We start from the raw sequence: 21,736 nt of genomic DNA on the forward strand, positions 1-21,736 counted from the left end.
TCCTAACTTCAGTGCTGAGATGCATATAGGGCGATTGCCGCCGCGTTTGATACGTTCAGTGAGCCGAACCCGCCAGCTGCGTCAATTTTCACCAGTTGATCCACGGTTTCTTTGGTCTTTTGCCTCAAGCCGGGCCCCTCTGCCCCAAGAACCAATGCCACTGGACGATCCTGTCCATCACCCAGCGCGGCCTCAATCGTATTTTCGGCATCACCGTCCAGTCCAAGCACCAGAAATCCCATATTTTGAAGCTCAAAAATCGCGTCGGCCAGGTTTCGTACTCGTAGATAGGGCTGGCGTTCCAACGCACCACTGGCTGTTTTGGCCAGCGCCCCGGTTTCTGGCGCAGAATGATGTCGCGTACCAATCACCGCACTGGCCCCCAGCACCTCGGCCGAACGCAGAATTGCGCCCACGTTATGCGGATCGGTCACCCGATCAAGCAATACTACCCGCGGGTGTTCGCGACCAATGCAGTTCTCAGCAAGACCACCCCAATCCAGCGGTTTTACCTCCAGCGCGGCGCCTTGATGGACAGATCCCGGATCGATAGGAGCACTGAATTTGCGCGGATCAGCCATCTCGGCCTCAATACCTGCAAACTCAATGGCTTCGGCCAGTTTGTCCCGCGCATTTCGGGTCACAACAAGGTGCAGTTTTTGGCGTTTCGGGTTCATCAAAGCATCCCGTACGGCATGCAAACCAAACAGCCAGACAGTCTCGGATGCGGTCGCTTTGCGCGCCTGTTCCTTTTCGACGACCCACTTGGGTTTTTTCATTTCTTGGGCCTCCAAGCCGGGCGAAAGGTTTCCTGCGCCAATGCGGTATTTTCCTGTTGACGCTTCTTTAGCGCGCTAGTAATCACGCCTCCACGTCAGGTGCAACGCCTGACAGTGGGCGACAGGCCGCAAGGTGTGGCAGGGGACTGTAACTCCCTCGCGGAGACGCACGCCTGGTTCGATTCCAGGGTCGCCCACCATCTTCCAAAGATGAGTGATTTTAGCAACCTGCCTTTAATTTGGCAGGCAAGGCCATTCGTGGACAACCTGGTTATCCCGGACCGCAAGCAATCTGCCGAACTGCTTCAAGACCGCCTCGCTTTGGGTGGGCCGAAGCAGGGCGATGTCACCGGGTTGAACGGATGCCGCCATTGGACCGGTCCAGACCTCTTGATTGGTTGAGCGTCCAAAGACAGAAGAATAGGCGAACCCGCTGGGATAAAGCGGATCGGCCATGTAGTACCCGCCAAAGACCGCAATATCGGTTTTCCGACGCGGCAGAAAATCCAACCCTGGCAACGCGTTACCGGGCATTACCTTGAGGATTGGCGTCGCCAGATAGGTCGCAGGTGCGAAGTCCCGTGTCGAGGCATGGTCGAAGTCTGATGGCTTCACCAGAACCGAGCCAAAAGCGATCTCGTTGGCGAACCCTGCCGCCTTGTAGGACTGAAAGGTCAGGCTGCCACCAGTATTCAAGCAAAGCCGAGAATTGGTCGCCGGAAGAGCATCAATGGCACGGCGATAGGATTCGGCGCAGCATCGACTGGCGCGGGATCTGAGAAATCCGGGCAACTTGGCCAAATGGGCCTCGTACCCCATTAACCCACTGAGCTGGGCATTTGGATGGGCGGCTACGGCTCGCGCGGCCTCGGCCACCTGATGAGATGTCATCCCTCCGCGGTGCAGGCCGATATCCACTTCCAACGAAATTCGCAGCCGAGATTTGCTGCCCTCCGCAAGTTTCAGATACTCCCGCAGGCGATCCGGGGTATCGATCAACCATTGCACCCGGTCGGCTGCATCGGCACATGCCGCCACTATACGCGCAGCCGAACTGACCGGAAGCGGTTTGCCAAGCAGATGGTCAGTGCCGGTTTCCGCCCTGAGCAAGGCTGTCAGCATGGTCTCGGAAAAGGTCATCAGGCCTGAGGTCGGGATCAGATGTCTGATATGGTCCAACAACGGCAGACAAGGCAAGGACTTGGCGACCAGACGCCGCTTTACTCCAGGATCCGCAACCTCCAATGCGATGGTACAATTGGCCTCCAGACGGTCCAGATCGACAACCGTCACCGGTTGATCGACGCCGTAGTTGCGCAGCGTGTCAGACAGCTGGGCCAGATACGGATCGCTCATGGTTGAAACAGCCGGGACAAAGCAGGCGTCAGGAATTTCCCGGTTGGGTCCAATCGCTCTCTCGCCGCACAGAACCGGTCGAAATCTGGGTAAAGTCTGGACAAGTCAGAGTATGTCAAGCTGTGCATCTTTCCCCAATGTGGTCTTCCGCCTGCTTCGACAAATAGCGGTTCCATCGAGTTAAAGTACTTGCGGTGATCTTCATGCGCATCAGTGTGAATTGCCACTGAAATACGCGGCCCACCCTGAAACGGTGACAAGCAGGCTGTATCGCCAGCAGTCTGCCGAACCTCGACGGGGAAATAGATATCCTTGTGATCCCTCTCCAGCAGCCGAAACACCTCGGCCAACACATCGCCTGCCGCGTCAGGTGGCAAGTGATACTCCATCTCTTTGAAACGCGCATGCCGGTCACTGCACAGAACACGCCAACTTTCACCGACATAGTCCTCTTCGGACTGGGCAAGTATCAGCAATTTCAAAAGCATGGCGCGCAGACGTGGGCTGAGACGCCCGGCATTTCGCGCAAGTCTCAGCACCTTTATTGCAATCATGTCCAGATCGCGTGGTGCATTGGTTTCCGGCGCATCGCTTAACGCATGACGGATTTCGACAGTCGCGCCGGTGAAGGGAATGTAAAAAAACTCAAAGTTCCGGTTTTCGGCCCAGTTTTGATGCATCATGTCCAGACTGTCTTGCAGCGCGGCCAATCGCACCTGACGGCGAAGGTTGTATTTAGGCACAACTTTGATGCACGCCTCGGTCAGAACCCCAAGCAACCCGAGCGTGACCTGTGCCATGTCCAGCGGGATATCTGATATGGTAAGGACGTCCCCTGCGGCTCCGACCAGCTTTGCAGCGGTAAGTTCAGCGGCGATGCTTGGCAGTTCCTGTCCAGTTCCATGGGTTGCGGTGGAGACGGCACCGGCCAGCGACTGGGCGTTGATGTCGCCCAGATTGCGAAATGCAAAGCCATGTTGCGCCAGCGCTGGCGAGAGATCTCGCAGACGCGCATTGGCGTTCACCCAAACCTGCCCGCCCTCTACACGCCCGACTGTGGGCACTTGCAGATTCGACAGATCCAGAATGCGATCCGCGCCTGCCACGATGGGTGTAAAGGAATGCCCTGCCCCGACAACTCGCAAATTTTGCGACTCAGAAACAGCGCTTTGCAACGCCGTCAGTGTTGCGGGCCGCGTCAGTTTTGTGCTGGCGCTTTGATTGCCCGCCCAATTGGTCCACATGTAACTGTTCCTCCCACCGTCGAAGATCGCAGCCCGAGCGGCGCGGAACAAGTCAGTATATCAGGACGTTACGCGAGGTGACCGTCACCTAGGCAGCAGCCTCTCGCTGCGCGGTGACACGGTCTAACCAATCTGCGATGGCTTGCACATCTGGGACAAGCTGTTCAGCCTCACCGCCGGTGAATTCGTTAAACTTTTCGGTATTCAATTCGTTCACGCCAACCAGAACAGGAATGTCCTGCGCCAGGGCCTCGGCAATCACGGGACGGAATCCGCGTCCGTCAGCCTCGTGCTTGCCAAATTTATTGATGATCAGCAACTGCGGCGCATCTTTCAGGGATGCGGTCACGTATCCAACGGCTTGTTCCAAAGCAGCCGGGTCCAGACGGCATCCACGGGATTGAGTTCCCAAAGTTTGCGAAATTCGAATGGTCTCACCATCCGGCAGAACGCGCACATCCATATCGCATTTGCTGTCGTCGGCGCATTCGGTATTGGTTTGAACCACCCCCGCAAGATGCGCACCGCCAGCCAACAAGTGTTCGGCCACTTCACTTAGCAGGCGATCCGTCGCGCCGCGATCCGTTGTTGTGACATAAGCCAGATACATTCAGAAACCCCCGTTCCTTCAAGGCTGCTGACTCAGATAGCACGCCGACCGGCACCCCGCTACTTTTCTTTGCGATTAGCGTGTGAAAACGGCTTGCGGAAAGGGTGCAGCATATTAGGCTTAACGTCATGGTTCTGCGCGGTTTGTTTTTTGCCCTTTTGTGTCTTGCGTCTTGCGGTCGTCCCCTGACAGATCTGGAGCGCGAATTTGCCAGCACAGTTCAAGGCGAAACACTTGATCTGGACCGAGTGCGCCTTGTCGATGGTGCGCCAGTCACGCAGATCACCTATTTTCGCGAAGCGCGCCCGCGTTTGGCCTGCCGCGAACGCATTCTGCCGCCGATCGAAGAGGGCACCGTCTCTGGCAAGCCTGCAGCCATTGCCCTGTTCAACAAGGTTTATTTTGCACGGGATTGGTTTCTTGAAGACTATATGTCCGAATACCCGGACGAGATGAATTTGATCGCGGCAATGCTGCTGGCCCATGAATTGACCCATGTCTGGCAATGGCAGAACCGCAAAACAACCGGATACCATCCATTGCGTGCAGCGGCCGAGCATGGCGGACGGAAAGATCCCTATCTTTTCGACCTCGATACGTCGCCGGACTTCCTCTCATACGGGTATGAACAACAAGGCGCTATTGTGGAGGAATACGTGTGCTGCCGCGCGCTTGATCCCCAAGCGGAACGCACCCAAAGACTGCACAACATGCTGGGTGAGCATTTTGACCTGTCAGCCCTGCCCCAGAAAGGGCGAGAGCGCGGCGTGGTTATCCCCTGGAGCGAGGCTAAAGTTCAAGGGATTTGCCGCTGAGAACTCAATCCTTTTGGAGAGTTTTCAGATACGCGACCAGGTCGACAATCGGTTGGCTGGTCAGGATCGGTTGACCTTCATGGGTTTTGATGGCTGTGTCCTGCCCTTCGAAGTAAGGTCCGTAGACCGGCATTGGGCTGCCGTGGCTGACCAAAGGGTCGCGCCCATCAATCCGGGCGACAACGCGCGCTGTAGGAAAAACGCCATCCTCGCTGACCAGAGACTTCAGATCTGTTGGCTGGATCAGCAGCACTCCGGCCATCGGTCCTTGTCCGGTGGCGTCGATCCCATGGCAGGTCGCGCAATAATGCATATACAGGTCTTCGCCTGTTTCAACATCCTGCGCCCACCCGACTTGGGACGCCAACGCAACAAGCCCAAATACCCCAGCCCCAATTCTTGCCTTGATCATCGCATCCTCCTGTCAAGATTGACATTTGCAGGCTTGCCCGTCGGGCGTCTTGGCGCAATGATCCAGATCAACGAAACCGTCGCAAAGGGTCCGGTCCATGACACAATACGCCACCATCATGCTGGCCGCTGGAATCGGAGTTCCGATCCTTGCAGCGCTGAACGCCGCGCTGGGTAAACTGATTGGATCGCCAACAACTGCGGCGGTCATCTTGTTTGCTATCGCGTTTTTGGCATCCGCTTTGTTGATGGTGTTGTTTCCCGGGTTTGACGCCTTGTCAAAGGTTACCCAGGCGCCCAAACATCTGTTGCTGGGCGGTGTTCTGATCGCATTCTATGTCCTGTCGATCACCCATGTAGCGCCGCATTTCGGTGTCGGGAATGCCGTTTTCTTTGTGCTTGTTGGACAGCTGATCAGCACCGCTGCAATTGACCATTTCGGCCTGTTTGGCGCTCAGGTCACGCCGCTGACGTGGATTCGTGCGGGTGGTATCACTGTCATGGTGGTGGGTGTGGCCATCACTCAACTGGCCTGAGCACCCCACCGTCCAGACGGACCATCCGGTCCATGCGTGCAGCAAGCTCAAGATTATGTGTGGCGATAAGGGCCGACAGACCTTCATCGCGCACAAGCGACATCAGTGCATCAAACACCTGATCAGCTGTGTCTGGATCGAGGTTGCCCGTCGGTTCGTCCGCAAGCATCACGCGTGGTTTGTTGGCCAAGGCCCGACAGAAGGCCACGCGCTGTTGTTCGCCGCCAGACAAAGCCGCCGGGCGGTGATCCGCTCGCGCGGCGACACCCACGCGTTCCAACAAACTCATGGCCCTGTCCTGAGCGGTCTTTTCGGACTGCCCGTTGGCAAGCTGCGGCAGGGTGATGTTTTCCAGCGCCGTGAATTCGGGCAACAGATGATGGAACTGATACACAAACCCGACGTCTTGCCGCCGTAGCGATGTACGGGTCCGATCCCCTTTACCCGACACATTCTGCCCGCCGATTTCGACGGTTCCATCGTCAGGTTTGTCCAGAAGCCCGGCAATATGAAGCAGCGTTGACTTGCCTGCACCCGATGGTGCGACCATTGCCACAGCCTCGCCCGTGCGCAGGTCCAGATCGACCCCGCGCAACACCTGAACCTCGCCAGGGGTTCCTTTCAGATAAGTCTTGGTCAGACCACTCAGCCGCATCGTCAGATCATTCATAGCGCAGTGCCTCAACCGGGTTCAGCCGCGCTGCGCGACGGGCAGGAAAATAGGTGACGATGAAGGACAGGCCAAGCGATAGCCCCACGGCCTTGAGCACATCGTTCAGGTGCAGCTCGGCCGGTAACGCATAGATGCCTCGAATGGACGGATCCCAAACCCCACCACCCATGACTGCATTCACGAAGGAAAAGATCGGGTCGATATAGATCGCAAAAAGGCACCCCAGAACCACGCCCATCGCGGTTCCGATGATCCCGGTAAAGGCGCCACAGATGAAAAAGACGCGCAGGATCGAGCCTTCACTCAGTCCGATGGTGCGCAGGATACCGATGTCGCGGCCTTTGTTCTTAACCAACATGATCAGACCCGAAACGATGTTCATCGCGGCGATCAGCACGAGGATCGAGAGAATGATGAACATCACGTTGTCTTCGACCTCAAGCGCGCGCAGGAACCCCCCCGAGGCGTCCTGCCATGTCCAGATCTGGCTGCGCTCGCCAGCGGCTTCCAGGATAGGGATCAGGATGGGCCCCAGATCTTCAGGTTTGTCGACCATCACCTCAATTTCATCGGCAACACCGTCACGATTGAAAAAGCCCTGCGCTTGTGAAAATGGCATGTAGACACGAGTGCGATCGATGTCGTAGCGCCCGGCGGAAAACACATAAACCACGCGGTACGCATTGACGCGGGGAGAAGTGCCAAAAGCGGTCTTCACGCCATTGGGCGAGGTCAGCTTGACCGTATCCCCGACAGTCGCACCGATACTGCGCGCCACGCCCGAGCCGATGGCGATCACATCTTCGCCCGTTTGAAACAGGGACAAATCGCCAGCGGATTGCTCGCTTTGCGCAACGCCCGGCAGATCCCGCAGGTCATCCGGACGGATGCCAAAAACCTCGACGCCGCTGCTGCGGTCGCGATTGGTGATCAGAACCTGGCCTTTGACCAAAGGTGCAGCGCGCGCAACACCCGGCACCTGCGCAATACTTGTGGCCCGTTCTTCGTAATCGACCATGGTGCGATCCACTCGCCCCTGCGCATCGATCTCGCCAGAAGAAAAGATGGTGACATGTGCGTTGGCCCCAAGGATCGTCCCGACAAACTCCGCCCGGAACCCGGACCGAACGGCCAGGGTCGCGATCAGGGCGAACACGGCCAGCGTGATCCCGATCAACGAAATCCAGGTCATCACACTGACGCCACCTTCAGCCTTGCGCGCGCGCAGATAACGCCAAGCAATTTTCCATTCAAAAGGCGCAAAGGGCGGGGGTGTTTTGGCCATGCCTGCTCCGGTTATTGTGTCGCGGCGACACTTTCGGCATTTCGTCGGATGGTCAAGCCGGTTGTGTGCCGACGCCTGCCCCTCAGCCCTTTAAGGCCGAAGTTTGCTGTAGCGCAGTTTCGGCCTTGGTTCGATCGCAGACTTTGCGGAATTCGAGCTGTGAAGGGACTTGCCAACGCAAAGCCGCTTGCGGACTTGGCGCGATGCCTTCCTTGAGCATCGCCTCATCGATATCGGTCGGGATCACGTGTGTCGAGGTAGTCTGTTCCGGCCGAACAAACGGCGCGAAGTACAGCACCTGGAGCCCAAGCAATGGAAAGTCTCCTGAGCAAACGGATGTGGCGAAACCCCACAAACCCTGATCCTTCTCGGCCTTCAGCACCCCCTTATGACCAAAACCACGCCGTCAAATTTCCTGTTTAACGATTCTGAAACGAATCATTTCCGGCCGTTTGCGGGGCCATGTTCGGAAAAAAGTCGCTCGCGGCACCAATGATTTACACCTGTGGTTGTGACACTCATCACAGACAGGGGCGCATTGTTTCACTTATGAAGTCAATGCGGGCATTACGTGAGTCACTGAACTCAAAATGCCACATTTCGCAGGCAATTTTATTTCGCTTTTTGCTTATTTTGAGAAACTTTGTCACCCTGATTTGGGGGAACACATTTTAAAGAGCGGGGGTCGCTCATGTATATTCAAACGAACACGGAAGGGTCGGGTCCGATTTTGGCCCGCAAGGTATCAACAGATCTGGATTGTGAAACCGCAGCACTTCTGCGTGCAGCGATCCGCCCAGTTTTTGCCAGCGCCGCCAGCTGGGGTAACCTGTCAGACATACTGAAAGACAAAGGTTACCACCTGGCGTTTCGACAGGGTCGGTTGTGCATCACGGATCTTGCGACGGGTGCGCGGGTTTGCGGGCTACGGTTTCTTGGTTTCGAATTAAAGGACCTGATCAGCCGACTGGGCCGTCCAATCGTTGTTGCACGCGGCAATCAGGCGGATGGCGACGTACTGGCTGTACGGCCAACATCTGCTCAGACCTGAACGCTAATCACACGCGGTTAAACAGCGTCTTCCAGAGATGCACTGCCGTCCACTGAACGGCAGGTGCCAGGCCCTTTTTGCCCGAGGTCCTCAGGTCAAGCGATGTTCTGATAGATCTCGGCGATCTTCGTGACGGCTGCCTCGGGGCTGAGCTCTTCGCTTTCGCCGGTGCGGCGGCTTGTCAACTCGACTACACCGTTCTTCAAACCGCGCGGCCCGACGGTGATACGCCAGGGCAGTCCTATCAGGTCCATCGTGGCGAACTTCCCGCCTGCGCGTTCTTTGCGATCATCATAGAGCGGGTCCAGCCCCAGCGCAGTCAGCGCTTTGTAGATACTGTCACACGCTGCGTCAGCTTCATCATCGCCCTGCTTCAGGTTGACGATGCCGCAATGGAACGGGGTTACGCCTTCAGGCCAGATGATGCCCTTGTCGTCATGGCTTGCCTCAATGATCGCTCCGACCAGACGGCTGACACCAATACCGTGGCTGCCCATGTGCACAGGAACTGGCTTGCCATCGGGGCCTTGGACGGTCGCGCCCAGTGGCTCGGAGTATTTGGTGCCGAAGTAGAAAATCTGTCCAACCTCGATTCCGCGCGCCACGCGACGGCGGCCTTCGGGGATCTGGTTGAAAAGCGCTTCGTCATGGGTTTCATCCGTGCGGGCGTATTTCGAGGTGAACTCTTCGAGAATCGACTGGCATTGCGCGCGATCGTCATAATCGATCTCGCGATCACCAAAGGTCAGATCGGTGACGGCACCGTCATAGAAGACCTCGGATTCACCCGTATCGGCGAGCACCAGGAATTCGTGCGTATTGTCGCCACCGATGGGTCCGGAATCGGCGCGCATCGGGATTGCCTGCAGACCCATGCGTTCGTAGGTGCGCAGGTAGGTCACCAGATGGCGGTTATAGGCGTGCAGAGCGTCCTCTTTATTTAGGTCGAAATTGTAGCCGTCCTTCATATAGAATTCGCGACCACGCATCACGCCAAAACGCGGGCGGATTTCGTCACGGAACTTCCACTGGATCTGGTAGAGAGTAAGCGGCAGATCCTTGTAGCTGCTGACATGGCCGCGGAAGATGTCGGTCACCAACTCTTCGGCCGTGGGGGTGAACAGCATGTCCCGGTCATGCCGGTCTTTCATCCGCAGCATTTCCTGACCGTAATCATCATAGCGCCCGGATTCCCGCCACAGATCCGCCGATTGGATGACCGGCATCTGGATCGCGATATGGCCAGCGCGCGCCTGTTCTTCGTGCACAATGTTTTCAATCTTGCGCAGTACTTTGAAGCCCAGTGGCAGCCAGGAATAGATACCGGCCGAAGCTTGCTTGATCATGCCCGCGCGCAGCATCAGCCGATGGCTGACAATCTGGGCCTCGGAGGGGTTTTCCTTGAGAACGGGCAGAAAGTAACGGCTGAGGCGCATAGTTTAACCTTCAAAGGTGAAAATCGACTTCAAAGGTGATTATGCCAAAGCCCCGCCGGGGGCAATCATGCATTGATGAATTTGCGACCTCAGGATGGTCGGTTTTTGATTGACCCGCCGATCAGGAATTTCAAATGTGACGGAACCACAAACTTCATGAGGCGTCGATGCAGACCATTCAGGAACCCGCCCGTCAGATCCCTGTTGTCCACAAAACAGATGTATTGGTCGTGGGGTCTGGCCCTGCGGGCTTGGCCGCAGCACTTGCAGCCGCACGCGCCGGTGCCGACGTCTCGCTGGTCGACCGCTTCGGTTGCATGGGTGGTAACATCACCGCCGTGGGCGTCGAAGGGTTTGCCTGGTATCGTCATGAGCAAACGGTCGAGGCTGGTGGCATCGGCATGGAGTTCGAAACCCGCGCCAAGGATATGGGCGCAGCGGTGCCTGAGAGCCAATCGTTGAGCTACGAGCTAGACAGCGAGGGGTTCAAACTGGTCGCTGACAAGCTGGTAGAAGAGGCAGGTGTGCATCCCATGCTGCACCGCCAGTTCGTTGCCCCGATCATGGAGGGCGACCGGATCACCGGTGTCATCACAGAATCCAAAGCCGGGCGTGAGGCGATCCTGGCCCGTCTCGTCATCGACGCGACGGGGGACGCCGATGTGGCGCATCGCGCTGGTGCCCCCACGCGCAAGACAGCGCGGGAAGATATGATGGCGGCGTCGGTCATGTTTCATCTGGCGGGCGTCGACAAACGTGCCTTTATGGACGGGGTCAAATCCGATCCGCAGACCTATAAGGACTGGGGCGGTGGCGGTGAGTGGAACATCGAAACCAGCGGTAAGGAGGACGACATGTTCTCGCCCTTCGTGCACAAACCGTTTCAGCAGGCAATTGATCAGGGTCTTATCCCGCCGCATCTGAATACCATCGCGGGCACATGGGGTGCGATGCATGATACCGGCGAGTTGACCTATATGAACCTGATCCATCTGGCCGAGATAGATGGCACAGACCCCGACAGCCTGACCCGAGGTGAGATCGAAGGCAGGCGGCAATCCATGCTGGCGATCGAGGCGCTGCGCCGTTTCATGCCGGGCTGCGAAAATGCGCGGCTGCGCAATTTCGGAATGACCATCGGCATCCGAGATACCCGCAAGATCGATGCGGTTTACAACATGACCGAAAATGACGCGCGTCATCAGGGACGGTTCGAAGACTCGATCGGGATCTATCCCGAATTCATCGATGGATATGGCATCCTGATCCTACCTACCACGGGCCGGTACATGCAGATCCCCTATCGCTCTATGCTGCCAAAAGGGATCAAAGGCCTATTGGTCGCGGGCCGCTCGCACGGGTCGGACAAGGTGGCACATGCCGCGACCCGGAATATGGCCTGTTGCGCCGTCATGGGCCAAGGCGCAGGAATTGCAGCAGCGCTTGCCCTCCGAAGCAATCAGGACCTGCACAGCATGAACCTTGCGCCGGTCCATGCCGAGCTGGATCGCCAGGGTGTCAGGGTTCACTGATGGTGCGAATTCCATCTATAAACATATCTCCACTGTGGGACAAAACCAGCGCGGGCTATGATGAGACAGTTCAGCAGATTTTAGAAGCCTGCACCGAAATCGGATTTTTATCGATCACGGGAACACATGTGCCACAAGATAAAGTCGACCAGGTTCGGCGCGTGACCCAGGCGATTTTCGACGTCGATGAGCAACGGAAATGGGATAAGGCCATCACCCGTGACAATTATCGCGGCTATATCCCGATGGGATTCTTTTCACCCAATGACGGCTCGGGGCAGACCGACAAGTATGAAGGGTACAAGCTGCATTATGACGTAGCTGAGGATGCCGAGGTTCGTCAGCAATGCGCCCTCTATGGACCCAATATCTGGCCCGAGGAGGTGCCCGAGGCGCGGGACGCTATTCTGGAATACTGGGCTCAATTGGATCAGGTCGCAGATCGCCTGTTAGACGCGTTGGAGGTCGGTATGGATCTGCCACCGAACATTCTGCGCGATGCGTTTCGAGACCCGATGACCAACATGACCTTGTTGCATTACCCGCCGCAGGCCCCGGACGAAGGCGGCTATGGGATTCACCCGCATAAGGATACCGATGCCCTGACGATCATCGCCCCCGACCCCGTTGGCGGCCTTGAAGTTCAGACCCGCAATGGCGGCTGGATCACACCTGACTGCCCCCCCGGCGGTTTCGTGGTCAATATCGGGGACATGCTGGAGCTTTGGTCCGGTGGTCGTTTGAAATCCACGCCACATCGTGTTGTGAACAAATCAGGCAGACAGCGCTACTCGTTCCCTTACTTCGCGGTCCCACGACACGATGTGGTTGTCGCGCCATTGCTGCCCGCCCTGCCCGGCTTCAAGCGCCCCTCAGTGCATTGCGGCCATTGGTCAGCCGAAATCTGGCGCACCAACTGGCCGGACCAGACGGCGGCCGAGGATACTCCGGAACTGGGAACGTTGCAGGATTAACGACCGAAAACGGCAGATCTATGAAGCGCTTGCATCGCAAGCCTTCATACGCCAAGAACGCAAGGAAAGGTCGCAACAAGGGGACCCACATGGCTTTGCCGGTAAAGGATCAGCTCAGGTACTGGGGCGTCGTTTCCGCGGTTATCGTGCTGCTGCTTTGGGCGCTTGGGGACGTCCTGTTGCCCTTCGTGATTGGGGGCGCGATCGCCTATTTTCTGGATCCGGTTGCAGACCGGCTGGAAAGACTGGGCCTGTCGCGCATGGCCGCGACTGCAATCATCACAGTCGTCGGAGTTTTGGGGTTTGTCCTGATGATCCTGATGGTTGTTCCCGCCCTGATCACGCAGTTGTTGGATCTGATCGATGTGCTACCCAGTCTGTTCAAGGAACTACGCGGGTTCATCGAAAAACAGTTCCCGGCCCTTCTGGACCAGGATTCGAACACGCATCAGATGCTGATCTCGTTCGGCGAAACGCTTAAGTCCAAAACCGGGGATGTGCTGCAGACCGTCCTCAGCTCACTGGGATCCGCGCTGAACATCGTTGTTCTCTTGGTCATCGTTCCCGTTGTCGCCGTTTACCTGCTGCTGGACTGGGATCGCATGATCGCCCGGATCGCCGAGCTGTTGCCACGCGACCACGCGCCGACCATCAAACGTCTGGCGGGAGAGATTGACGCGGTTCTTGCGTCATTTGTGCGCGGGATGGGGACAGTTTGTCTGATCCTTGGCACGTATTATGCCGTCGCCCTCATGCTGGTGGGTCTGCAATTCGGCCTGATCGTCGGGTTCATTGCTGGTCTGGTCACCTTCATTCCTTATCTCGGGGCGTTGATCGGCGGCAGTTTGGCGATTGGTTTGGCGCTGTTTCAGTTTTGGGGTGACTGGGCCCATATCGGGTTGGTGGCCGGGATCTTTGCACTGGGTCAGGTCACCGAGGGCAATTTCCTGACACCAAAACTGGTCGGCAGTTCGGTCGGGTTGCACCCGGTCTGGCTGCTGCTTGCGCTGTCGGTGTTTGGCGCCCTTTTTGGTTTTGTTGGCATGCTGATCGCAGTTCCAGTCGCCGCAGCATTGGGCGTATTGGCGCGGTTCGGAACCTCAATGTATCTGGACAGCCGCCTGTATACAGGCTTGCAGGGCCAGGATCAGGAAGACGAATAAATGCCTCGGCAATTGAGCTTTGATCTACCAGCAAAGACTGCGCTGGGACGCGAGGATTTCTTTGTCTCACCAGCCAATGCGTTGGCAGTTGCAATGATATCGGCTACGTCCTGGCCGGGAAACAAGCTGGTCCTCAGCGGGCCGACCGGGGCGGGTAAGACGCATCTGGCACATGTTTGGGCAGCCGAAACAGGCGGGCGTATCGTTCAGGCCACAACACTTCGGTATGATAACGTGCCGGAACTGGCGCAGGCACCAATTGCTGTTGAAGATATCCCCAATATTGCTGGCGATATGGACCAGCAAAAAGCACTGTTTCACTTACACAACCTGGTTCTGGCCGAAGGGCATGCCTTGTTGATGACCGGGCGTCTGGCGCCAAAACTCTGGCAATTGCCCCTGCCAGATTTGCAAAGCCGGGTTGAAGGCGCTCATCATGTTGCGCTGGATCCGCCCGATGATGCCTTGTTGGGCGCGGTGTTGGCGAAACTGTTCCTGGACAGGCAGCTGAACCCTTCGCCAGACGTGATCTCTTACCTGGTCAAACACATGGATCGGCGCTTTGAAACCGCCGCTGATACGGTGGCGCAGTTGGATCAGCTGGCGCTGTCCGAGAAACGCGACATCACCCGCGCTTTGGCGGTTCGGGTTCTGAATTCGGATGTAAATTCAGTCGATGCCGATGATTGACCCGCAAGCATCGATTTCGCATCCTGCGCCTGCAACACCTGGAAAAGATATGGATCAGACTGTCGATACCGACATCCCGGATTGGGGACCTTTCGGAAAACCTTTGTTCGATGACCCGGGAGCCCGCGCCCTATCGCGGGTTGGGGTTGTCGATGTAGGGTCAAACTCGGTCCGTATGGTGATCTTTGACGGCGCGGCGCGATCGCCCGCCTATTTCTACAATGAAAAAGTGATGTGCGAACTAGGGGCGGGTCTGTTGGAAACCGGCTGTCTCAACCCGCGCGGACGAGAGCGCGCGCTGGCAGCGTTGCGGCGGTTTCAGCAGCTTGCACAGGATCTGGACTTGCCCGGTTTGCATGTTGTGGCCACCGCCGCCGTAAGAGAAGCCAAAGATGGCCCAGATTTTTGCGAACAGGTTCGGGACGAAACCGGATTGCATGTTGGTGTCATCGACGGGCAGGAAGAGGCGCGATTATCAGCGCAAGGCGTGCTTTTGGGCTGGCCAGGTGCTTATGGTCTGATTTGCGATATTGGCGGATCTTCCATGGAGCTGGCTGAAATCGGCGATGGTCAGGTTGGTCGGCGGGTAACCTCTGCCCTTGGCCCGCTGAAGCTGCGCGATATCAAGGGCGGACGACGCGCCCGAAAGGCGCATATCAAATGCACGATGGAAGAGTTGCGCGATCAGATGGGACCACAGCGAGATCGGCTGTTTCTTGTCGGCGGCAGTTGGCGGGCTTTTGCCCGACTGGACATGTTGCGGCGAGGATACCCGCTGAACGTTCTTCATGAATACCGTATGACCACCAAACAAGTGCGCGAAACGATCAAGTTCATCGAAAAGAATGACCGCGACAAGTTGCGAAGTCAGGCGGGTGTTTCAAGCTCGCGCATGGCGCTAGTCCCTTATGCGATGGATGTGCTGGCCCGGCTAATCCGGACCTTCAAACCCAAAGACATCGCAATCTCAAGCTATGGGATTCGCGAAGGGCTGTTGTATGAGCAGATGTCGCAAGAGCAGCGCGACCGGGACCCGCTGATTGAAGCCAGCCGATTTTCCGAATCCAAGGATGCCCGACTGCCCGGATTTGGCCGTCATCTGTATGATTTCGTAACACCCCTGTTCAAATCCGCCCCACCAACACGCATTCGGCTGATCAAGGCGGCCTGTCTGCTGCATGACGTCAGCTGGCGCGCGCATCCCGATTATCGCGCCGAGGTCTGTTTCGACAATGTCACCCGCGCAAATCTAGGCGGTCTAAAGCACTCAGAACGGGTTTTCATTGGTCTCGCCCTGCAACACAGGTATCGCAACAAGCGCGAAGGCAACCGGTTTGCCCCACTGTACGAACTTTTGGATGAAAAGGACCAGAAGCAAGCCGAGATATTGGGCAAAGCGATGCGCTTCGGGGCAATGCTTTGGATGCACAGTGACGCCAATATGGGCCGGTTGCGGTTTTATCCAAAGAAGCGAGAACTTGAACTGTTTCTACCCAAAGCTGCTGCGTCGCTGTTCAACGAGGTTGCCGAGGCGCGCCTGAGTTCGTTGGCGAACGCGCTGAAATCTGACGCACGTGTCATCGTAAAGGGCTGACCCGGGCCATAATCAAATATCGGTTACGCCTTCAGATTCTTCTTCGTCAGGTTCGACGTCTTCCGGTGAGTCCTGTGTCGGCTTCTTTCGAATGATGATATCACCGTTCGGCAATATCTCGGGCGTTTCATAAACGCTCCAATCTTGGATTTCACCAGCCAGTTCGGCCAGGGCCGGGCCCATTTCTTCAAAGAATGACTGCATTGCCGGGCCGAACTCTTCAGCCAGCCCCAGCAACTCACCCAGTGCTGGTTCCATTTCCTTGCGCAGGCCTTCGAAAAACAGCTCGGCCCCCTGCTCCATCAGCGACTTACCGTTTTCTTGCGCAACAGTAGGCGCACCTAAGGCGCTAACCATCGCACTGATCATCAGAATCCGTTTCATGGGTGAAATATAAGCGACGCAATGCACGCTTGAAAGGTCACAACTCGATATCCAGTGTAACGGGGAAATGATCCGAGGCGGTCAGCAAGGCATCGCGAAGATCAGGCGAGGCCCAGCAAGCTGCATCGCGAAAGGGGTGCCAGATGCGCCAAGCGGGTCGGTTGGTCTGCAGGTCTTCGCTGATCATGATGTAGTCCAGCAAAGCCTCGAGGAATGTACCCTTGTCCGGGCGCGCAAACCGGGCCGTCGACAGGACGGAACCGGGCCGTGGCCCATGGGCCATGGCCGCATGCGGATCATACAGCCCCGCCTGCAACAGTATTTCGACCGAAGAGCGCCCAAACAAATGTTCGAATTCATCCAGACCCGGCCCGTCATTCAGATCGCCCAATAGTATCACCGGCTCGTCCGCACCAATATGCGTTTCGACCCGCCGAGCCAGCCAGATCGCCTGTGCCAGCTGCTTGCGGCGATTGGCAATCGAAATGCGGATCGCTTCATCCCGCGAATCCGCCCCGTGCGGCGCTTTGGATTTCAGATGTGCGCCGATCAGCCTGAATTCGGAACCTGCATGGGTCCGCACCGCCAGTTCCATTGGTGGCTTTGAGAACTGAATCACATCCTCGGTCGCGTCGATGTCCAAATCGATCCGAAAGTCACCATCGAATCGCGGGGCACGCGTCGACGTCACGTCCCCTTTGGGATCATGGCGCGCGGTCAACACATCGCGATCATACAGCAACGCCAATTCCTGATGTGTGTCATTGGCAAACCCCATAAGCGCATTGGATGTACGCAGTCCGAACGCCTCAGCAAATACCTGCAGGGCGCGAACCGTATTCTGGGTCTTGCCGGTGTTCGGCGCTTCGACGATCAGGACGGCGTCCGCATCAATTGCCGTCAGGACTTTGGCGATGGCCTCAATCTGCTGCGCCTTGGTAACGTCATGGCGGCCCGACCAACTGTTGTCGACAATCAGATTGTCTTCTCGGTCAAACAGATTGGCAAACCACTCGATGTTATAGGTCGCCAACCGCATCTGATCAGGCTCGCACGCCTTTGATTTCGTCCCAGGCGCGATTGATGTCGATCATCTTTTTTTCAGCCAGACGTATGGCTTCCTCAGGCACGCCCCGCGCCATCATCGCATCGGGATGTGTGTCGCGAACCAACTGGCGCCAGATCTTGCGAATGTCAGACACCGGCATATCGCGAGGCACGCCAAGGACCGTGTACGGATCATTTGGCGCATCTGGCACAAACCGTGCCCGCAAAGCCATAAATTGGGCATCGGTCTGGCCAAAGATCTGGCTGACGTCTTCAAGGAATTCATTTTCGTTCGGATGGTAGAAGCCATCGGCCATCGCTATGTGAAACAGCCCCTCCATCAGGTCACACAAGGTAGTGCTGTCTTCTGAGAACATTCGCGCAATTCGCTGCGCGTAATCTCGATATCCTGCGACATCAGTGCGTGCCATATCGAAAACGCGCGCTGCGCCCTCTTCATCCTCGCGCGCGATTTGAAAGACGTCGCGAAAAGCGGTCACTTCGTCCCGTGTCACCTGCCCGTCTGCCTTGGCCATCTTGGCGCCCAAGGCAATCACCGCAATCGTGAAGGCCACGGAACGTTCGGGCGGCGTGCGCAGTTTTTCAAAAACAGCGGTCAGGCTTTCGCCCTGGGCGAGCGCGCTGAGCGCATCGGATATTCTAAGCCAGATCGACATGCGCGTACCCTAGCGCTACAAAACCGGACTGTCAGGTGCGACAGATCACTCCGGCGAAAGAATTTTCTGCATCAACACAAGATCCAGCCGTTGACCCCATTTGAACCCCACTTCGGGCAAATGGCCAACCTCAGCAAAACCCAAAGCAGCGTGAAAGGCCACAGCCGCAGGGTTTGCCGAGGATATCCCTGCTATCAACACATGCACGCGTTCTGCCTGTGCCGCCTCTTGCAGTTTTGTCATCAAAAGACGACCCAGCCCGCTACCGCGCACCTCGGGTGCAAGCTGTATCGAATGTTCGCGGCATTGCGCATATCCAGGGCCGGAACGGAAGGGGCCATAGGTGGCAAACCCAATCACTTCACCCTCATGCTCGGCTACAAGGAAGCCGGGACCGCGGGCCCTGATATCAGCGACGATACTTTCAGCACTGCGTTCGTTTGTGGTGAACGTCACCAATGTTTCACGAATAATCGTGTTGGTGATGGAGGTTATGGAACCAGCATCCTCGACCCGTGCCTGACGGATGTTCATTCCAACACACGCATCCCATGTGGTGTCTCAATTTCGGCACGTAACGCCGCTGAACCGGGTTCGAAAACCACATCCTTTAGCTCACCCAAATGTTGTTCCAGTGTCGGCGCATCTGGATGACTGACGATCAACCGTTTCAAACGGCATCCGCTGTCATTCAACATCTGGGCGGGGTGCAGATCGCCCTGCCATTGGATAAGGGCAGGAAACAGATTGTCGTACGGCAAACGGCCATCGGGTGGCACGGCCATCCGCCAGCGTAGCGATCCGCGGGTCAAATCAATCGGCTGACCAACACCATCTGGGAACGCGGACAAGGCCGCTTCGATGTCGGGTACGCGGCAGATCCAATTGGTCAGGCGGGGCTTCCCTGCAAACCGATCCAGATCGAACCATCTTGTGCGTTGCGGGTGGCGCGCATTTGGATCAATGGAAATTGCCTCGAGATAAAGCCCGTCCCTCAGCCCTAATAGCTGGTTATGCGTTCCGAACTTCTCATGCTTGCCGCCTTCCTGCAGCTTTACTCCGAGGGTGTCCTCGACATGGGCTGCCGCCTCTTCCAGAGTGGCGCCGGCCACCGCGATATGATCCAGTTCCATAGCACCTCCCAAACACGTTCAGCCTACCGGTGAACCAAATGGGCGCAAGCCTAAGCTGCGCCCATTTTTTCCGCGATTGAGTGCCTGCTTGGTCGTCTTTTTGTCCGGCAAGATCTCTGGCTTCGTTCCTTAGCTTTAACGGCGTGCCTCAGCGATCAGTCGCAGGATATCCTGCGCAGCCTCGGGAATATTGGTACCCGGGCCAAAGATCGCCTTGACTCCATGGTCATAGAGGAACTGGTAATCCTGTTGTGGGATAACGCCGCCACAGATTACGATGATGTCGCCTGCTCCGGCTTTCTTAAGCTCTTCCACCAGCTGTGGTGCCAAGGTCTTGTGCCCCGCCGCCTGTGAAGAAATGCCAACAACGTGCACGTCGTTGTCCACGGCGTCCTGTGCTGCTTCGGCAGGCGTCTGGAACAGCGGACCTACATCAACGTCAAATCCGATGTCGGCAAAGGCTGTGGCGATCACTTTGGCGCCGCGATCATGCCCGTCCTGCCCCATCTTGACGACCAGAAGGCGGGGACGACGACCTTCAGTCTCCGCAAATTCCTCGATAGATTTCTGGATCGCGGCAAACCCTTCATCGCCTTCATACGCAGCCCCATAGACGCCGGCCAGTGTCTTGACCTCGGCGCGGTGGCGGCCGAATTCCTTTTCCATTGCCATGCTGATCTCTCCTACTGATGCACGGGCGCGGGCGGCCTCAACCGCGGCGGCCAGAAGGTTACCGCCGTCGCGGGCGGTATTGGTCAGGGCGTCCAGTGCTGTCTGGCACGCCGCTTCGTCTCGCGTTGCGCGGATGCGTTCCAGCCGGGCAATCTGCGCTTCGCGCACGGCGACATTGTCGACATCCAGAATGTCAATCGGGTCTTCCTGTTTCTTGCGGTACTTGTTGACGCCGACGACCACCTCTTCGCCACGGTCGATCATGGCCTGACGGCGCGCAGCGCTTTCTTCAATCCGCAGCTTGGGCATGCCGCTGGCAACGGCCTTGGTCATGCCGCCCATCTCCTCAACCTCTTCCATCAGAGCCCAGGCCTTTTCGACCAACTCATTGGTCAGGCTTTCGATGTAGTAAGAGCCCGCCAATGGGTCGACCACGTCCGTCACCCCGGTTTCTTCCTGCAGCACCAGTTGCGTGTTGCGCGCGATGCGGGCCGAGAAATCCGTGGGCAAGGCAATCGCCTCGTCCAGAGCGTTTGTATGCAGTGACTGCGTACCACCCAGAACCGCGCTCATTGCCTCATAAGCGGTGCGGATCACGTTATTGTACGGGTCCTGTTCCTGCAAAGACACGCCAGATGTCTGGCAGTGGGTCCTCAGCATCTTGGAGCGTTCGGATTTTGCGCCAAAATCCGTCATCACCCGGTGCCACAGCGTGCGGGCCGCGCGCAGCTTGGCGATCTCCATGAAGAAATTCATGCCAATGGCGAAGAAAAACGACAGACGGCCTGCGAACTTGTCCACGTCCATCCCAGCCTCGGTCGCGGCTCGGACGTATTCTCGCCCGTCGGCCAGCGTATAGGCCAGTTCCTGGACCAGATTCGCCCCGGCCTCTTGCATGTGATAGCCGGAGATTGAGATCGAATTGAACTTGGGCATATCGTTCGAGGTGTATTCGATAATGTCCGAGATGATCCGCATCGAGGGTTCCGGCGGATAGATATAGGTGTTGCGCACCATGAACTCTTTCAGAATGTCATTCTGAATGGTGCCCGCCAGCAGCGACTTGTCATGCCCCTGCTCTTCGCCCGCAACGATGAAGCTCGCCAGAATCGGGACCACCGCACCGTTCATGGTCATCGAGACCGAGACCTTGTCCAGTGGGATGCCGTCAAACAGGATTTTCATATCCTCAACAGAGTCGATGGCCACACCTGCTTTACCGACATCGCCAACCACACGCGGATGGTCGCTGTCATAACCGCGGTGTGTCGCCAGATCGAAGGCCACCGATACTCCCTGCTGCCCTGCTGCCAAGTTACGGCGGTAGAAGGCGTTCGATTCCTCGGCCGTTGAAAAACCGGCGTATTGGCGGATGGTCCAAGGACGGCCCGCATACATCGTTGCCTTCACGCCACGCGTGAACGGCCCGAACCCGGGCATCGATCCCATATGTGGCAGATCAGCGGTGTCTTCCTGCGTGTAGAGCGGTTTGACCTCGATACCTTCCAGAGTTTCCTTGGTCAGGTCGTCCAGCGGTCGTCCGCGTAGTTCTTTCTCGGCCAGCGCGCGCCAGTCGTTGGTGTCAGTCATTGAGTTATCCTCTCGTCATTTCGGATCGCGCAGGGCTAAGCCTGTGCGTAAATGTGTTGGGGGCCGTCGTTTCGAAAACGGCTA

Annotated in this window: 23 protein-coding genes and 1 tRNA gene; 9 read left to right on the forward strand and 15 right to left on the reverse strand. The window is 57.2% G+C overall.

The window, feature by feature from the left end; translation table 11 throughout:
- Positions 1–8: 8 nt before the first annotated feature.
- On the reverse strand, positions 9–779 hold the full coding sequence (gene rlmB / locus ACR0BU_RS02735) for a 23S rRNA (guanosine(2251)-2'-O)-methyltransferase RlmB (protein WP_480734888.1): 771 nt from the start codon (positions 777–779) through the stop codon (positions 9–11).
- A gap of 116 nt (positions 780–895) precedes the next feature.
- On the opposite strand from rlmB, the gene ACR0BU_RS02740 reads away from it, so the two are divergent.
- Positions 896–979 (forward strand) — tRNA-Tyr (locus ACR0BU_RS02740).
- A gap of 34 nt (positions 980–1,013) precedes the next feature.
- On the opposite strand, the gene ACR0BU_RS02745 is transcribed toward ACR0BU_RS02740, so the two are convergent.
- From ACR0BU_RS02745 to ACR0BU_RS02755, 3 genes are all read right to left on the reverse strand, one after another.
- Positions 1,014–2,135 carry an alanine racemase gene (locus ACR0BU_RS02745; RefSeq protein ID WP_480734887.1) on the reverse strand — a complete coding sequence of 374 codons (1,122 nt, stop codon included), beginning with the start codon at positions 2,133–2,135 and terminating at the stop codon, positions 1,014–1,016.
- Positions 2,132–3,379, reverse strand: coding sequence for a D-arabinono-1,4-lactone oxidase (locus ACR0BU_RS02750; RefSeq protein WP_480734886.1), 1,248 nt, complete (start codon positions 3,377–3,379; stop codon positions 2,132–2,134). The genes ACR0BU_RS02745 and ACR0BU_RS02750 overlap by 4 nt, the downstream gene beginning before the upstream one ends.
- Positions 3,380–3,467: 88 nt before the next feature.
- Complete coding sequence (locus ACR0BU_RS02755; RefSeq protein WP_480734884.1) at positions 3,468–3,989, reverse strand: DUF2478 domain-containing protein; 522 nt, start codon at positions 3,987–3,989, stop codon at positions 3,468–3,470.
- A gap of 128 nt (positions 3,990–4,117) precedes the next feature.
- Here ACR0BU_RS02755 and ACR0BU_RS02760 point away from each other — a divergent pair, with 128 nt between their 5' ends.
- A complete protein-coding gene (locus tag ACR0BU_RS02760) occupies positions 4,118–4,804 on the forward strand; it encodes a hypothetical protein (protein WP_480734883.1) in 687 nt (228 codons plus the stop codon).
- 4 nt (positions 4,805–4,808) lie between these two features.
- On the opposite strand, the gene ACR0BU_RS02765 is transcribed toward ACR0BU_RS02760, so the two are convergent.
- Entirely contained in the window at positions 4,809–5,216 is a 408-nt protein-coding gene (locus tag ACR0BU_RS02765) for a c-type cytochrome (protein WP_299079711.1), read from the reverse strand.
- A 97-nt stretch (positions 5,217–5,313) separates the two neighbouring features.
- On the opposite strand from ACR0BU_RS02765, the gene ACR0BU_RS02770 reads away from it, so the two are divergent.
- Positions 5,314–5,751 (forward strand): DMT family transporter, encoded by a 438-nt coding sequence (locus ACR0BU_RS02770; RefSeq protein ID WP_298933278.1) that lies wholly within the window; start codon positions 5,314–5,316, stop codon positions 5,749–5,751.
- Here ACR0BU_RS02770 and ACR0BU_RS02775 read toward each other — a convergent pair.
- The 3 genes from ACR0BU_RS02775 to ACR0BU_RS02785 all read right to left on the reverse strand — a co-directional run bounded on the left by ACR0BU_RS02775 (position 5,735) and on the right by ACR0BU_RS02785 (position 8,022).
- A complete protein-coding gene (locus ACR0BU_RS02775; RefSeq protein WP_299079705.1) occupies positions 5,735–6,421 on the reverse strand; it encodes an ABC transporter ATP-binding protein in 687 nt (228 codons plus the stop codon). The genes ACR0BU_RS02770 and ACR0BU_RS02775 overlap by 17 nt on opposite strands.
- Positions 6,414–7,709: a lipoprotein-releasing ABC transporter permease subunit gene (locus ACR0BU_RS02780; RefSeq protein ID WP_480734881.1), complete on the reverse strand. Its 1,296-nt coding sequence runs from the start codon at positions 7,707–7,709 to the stop codon at positions 6,414–6,416. The genes ACR0BU_RS02775 and ACR0BU_RS02780 overlap by 8 nt, the downstream gene beginning before the upstream one ends.
- Before the next feature lie 82 nt (positions 7,710–7,791).
- Positions 7,792–8,022: a hypothetical protein gene (locus ACR0BU_RS02785; protein ID WP_480734879.1), complete on the reverse strand. Its 231-nt coding sequence runs from the start codon at positions 8,020–8,022 to the stop codon at positions 7,792–7,794.
- 378 nt (positions 8,023–8,400) lie between these two features.
- On the opposite strand from ACR0BU_RS02785, the gene ACR0BU_RS02790 reads away from it, so the two are divergent.
- Positions 8,401–8,760: a hypothetical protein gene (locus ACR0BU_RS02790; RefSeq protein WP_298933287.1), complete on the forward strand. Its 360-nt coding sequence runs from the start codon at positions 8,401–8,403 to the stop codon at positions 8,758–8,760.
- Between the two features lie 95 nt (positions 8,761–8,855).
- Here ACR0BU_RS02790 and proS read toward each other — a convergent pair whose 3' ends face one another.
- Positions 8,856–10,196, reverse strand: coding sequence for a proline--tRNA ligase (gene proS, locus ACR0BU_RS02795; RefSeq protein ID WP_480734875.1), 1,341 nt, complete (start codon positions 10,194–10,196; stop codon positions 8,856–8,858).
- 167 nt (positions 10,197–10,363) lie between these two features.
- Here proS and ACR0BU_RS02800 point away from each other — a divergent pair, with 167 nt between their 5' ends.
- From ACR0BU_RS02800 to ACR0BU_RS02820, 5 genes are all read left to right on the forward strand, one after another.
- Entirely contained in the window at positions 10,364–11,728 is a 1,365-nt protein-coding gene (locus ACR0BU_RS02800) for an FAD-dependent oxidoreductase (protein WP_480734873.1), read from the forward strand.
- On the forward strand, positions 11,728–12,702 hold the full coding sequence (locus ACR0BU_RS02805; RefSeq protein ID WP_480734871.1) for an isopenicillin N synthase family dioxygenase: 975 nt from the start codon (positions 11,728–11,730) through the stop codon (positions 12,700–12,702). The genes ACR0BU_RS02800 and ACR0BU_RS02805 overlap by 1 nt, the downstream gene beginning before the upstream one ends.
- Before the next feature lie 89 nt (positions 12,703–12,791).
- Positions 12,792–13,865, forward strand: coding sequence for an AI-2E family transporter (locus ACR0BU_RS02810; protein ID WP_298933293.1), 1,074 nt, complete (start codon positions 12,792–12,794; stop codon positions 13,863–13,865).
- Complete coding sequence (locus tag ACR0BU_RS02815) at positions 13,866–14,555, forward strand: HdaA/DnaA family protein (RefSeq protein ID WP_480734869.1); 690 nt, start codon at positions 13,866–13,868, stop codon at positions 14,553–14,555.
- 49 nt (positions 14,556–14,604) lie between these two features.
- Positions 14,605–16,149, forward strand: coding sequence for a Ppx/GppA family phosphatase (locus tag ACR0BU_RS02820; RefSeq protein WP_299885762.1), 1,545 nt, complete (start codon positions 14,605–14,607; stop codon positions 16,147–16,149).
- Positions 16,150–16,161: 12 nt separating this feature from the next.
- Here the strand turns inward: ACR0BU_RS02820 and ACR0BU_RS02825 are convergent, their stop codons facing one another.
- From ACR0BU_RS02825 to scpA, 6 genes are all read right to left on the reverse strand, one after another.
- The gene (locus ACR0BU_RS02825) at positions 16,162–16,533 is read right to left on the reverse strand and encodes a hypothetical protein (protein WP_480734867.1); all 372 of its coding nucleotides are present in this window, start codon (positions 16,531–16,533) and stop codon (positions 16,162–16,164) included.
- Between the two features lie 37 nt (positions 16,534–16,570).
- Positions 16,571–17,572, reverse strand: coding sequence for an endonuclease/exonuclease/phosphatase family protein (locus ACR0BU_RS02830; protein ID WP_298933302.1), 1,002 nt, complete (start codon positions 17,570–17,572; stop codon positions 16,571–16,573).
- Positions 17,573–17,576: 4 nt separating this feature from the next.
- On the reverse strand, positions 17,577–18,257 hold the full coding sequence (locus tag ACR0BU_RS02835) for a molecular chaperone DjiA (protein ID WP_299079682.1): 681 nt from the start codon (positions 18,255–18,257) through the stop codon (positions 17,577–17,579).
- Between the two features lie 45 nt (positions 18,258–18,302).
- A complete protein-coding gene (locus tag ACR0BU_RS02840; RefSeq protein ID WP_480734865.1) occupies positions 18,303–18,791 on the reverse strand; it encodes an N-acetyltransferase family protein in 489 nt (162 codons plus the stop codon).
- Positions 18,788–19,390 carry a VOC family protein gene (locus ACR0BU_RS02845; RefSeq protein WP_480734864.1) on the reverse strand — a complete coding sequence of 201 codons (603 nt, stop codon included), beginning with the start codon at positions 19,388–19,390 and terminating at the stop codon, positions 18,788–18,790. The genes ACR0BU_RS02840 and ACR0BU_RS02845 overlap by 4 nt, the downstream gene beginning before the upstream one ends.
- Positions 19,391–19,525: 135 nt before the next feature.
- Positions 19,526–21,652, reverse strand: coding sequence for a methylmalonyl-CoA mutase (gene scpA / locus ACR0BU_RS02850; protein WP_480734862.1), 2,127 nt, complete (start codon positions 21,650–21,652; stop codon positions 19,526–19,528).
- Positions 21,653–21,736: the final 84 nt, after the last annotated feature.

The sequence above is a fragment of the Ruegeria sp. CK2 genome, from assembly GCF_056536585.1.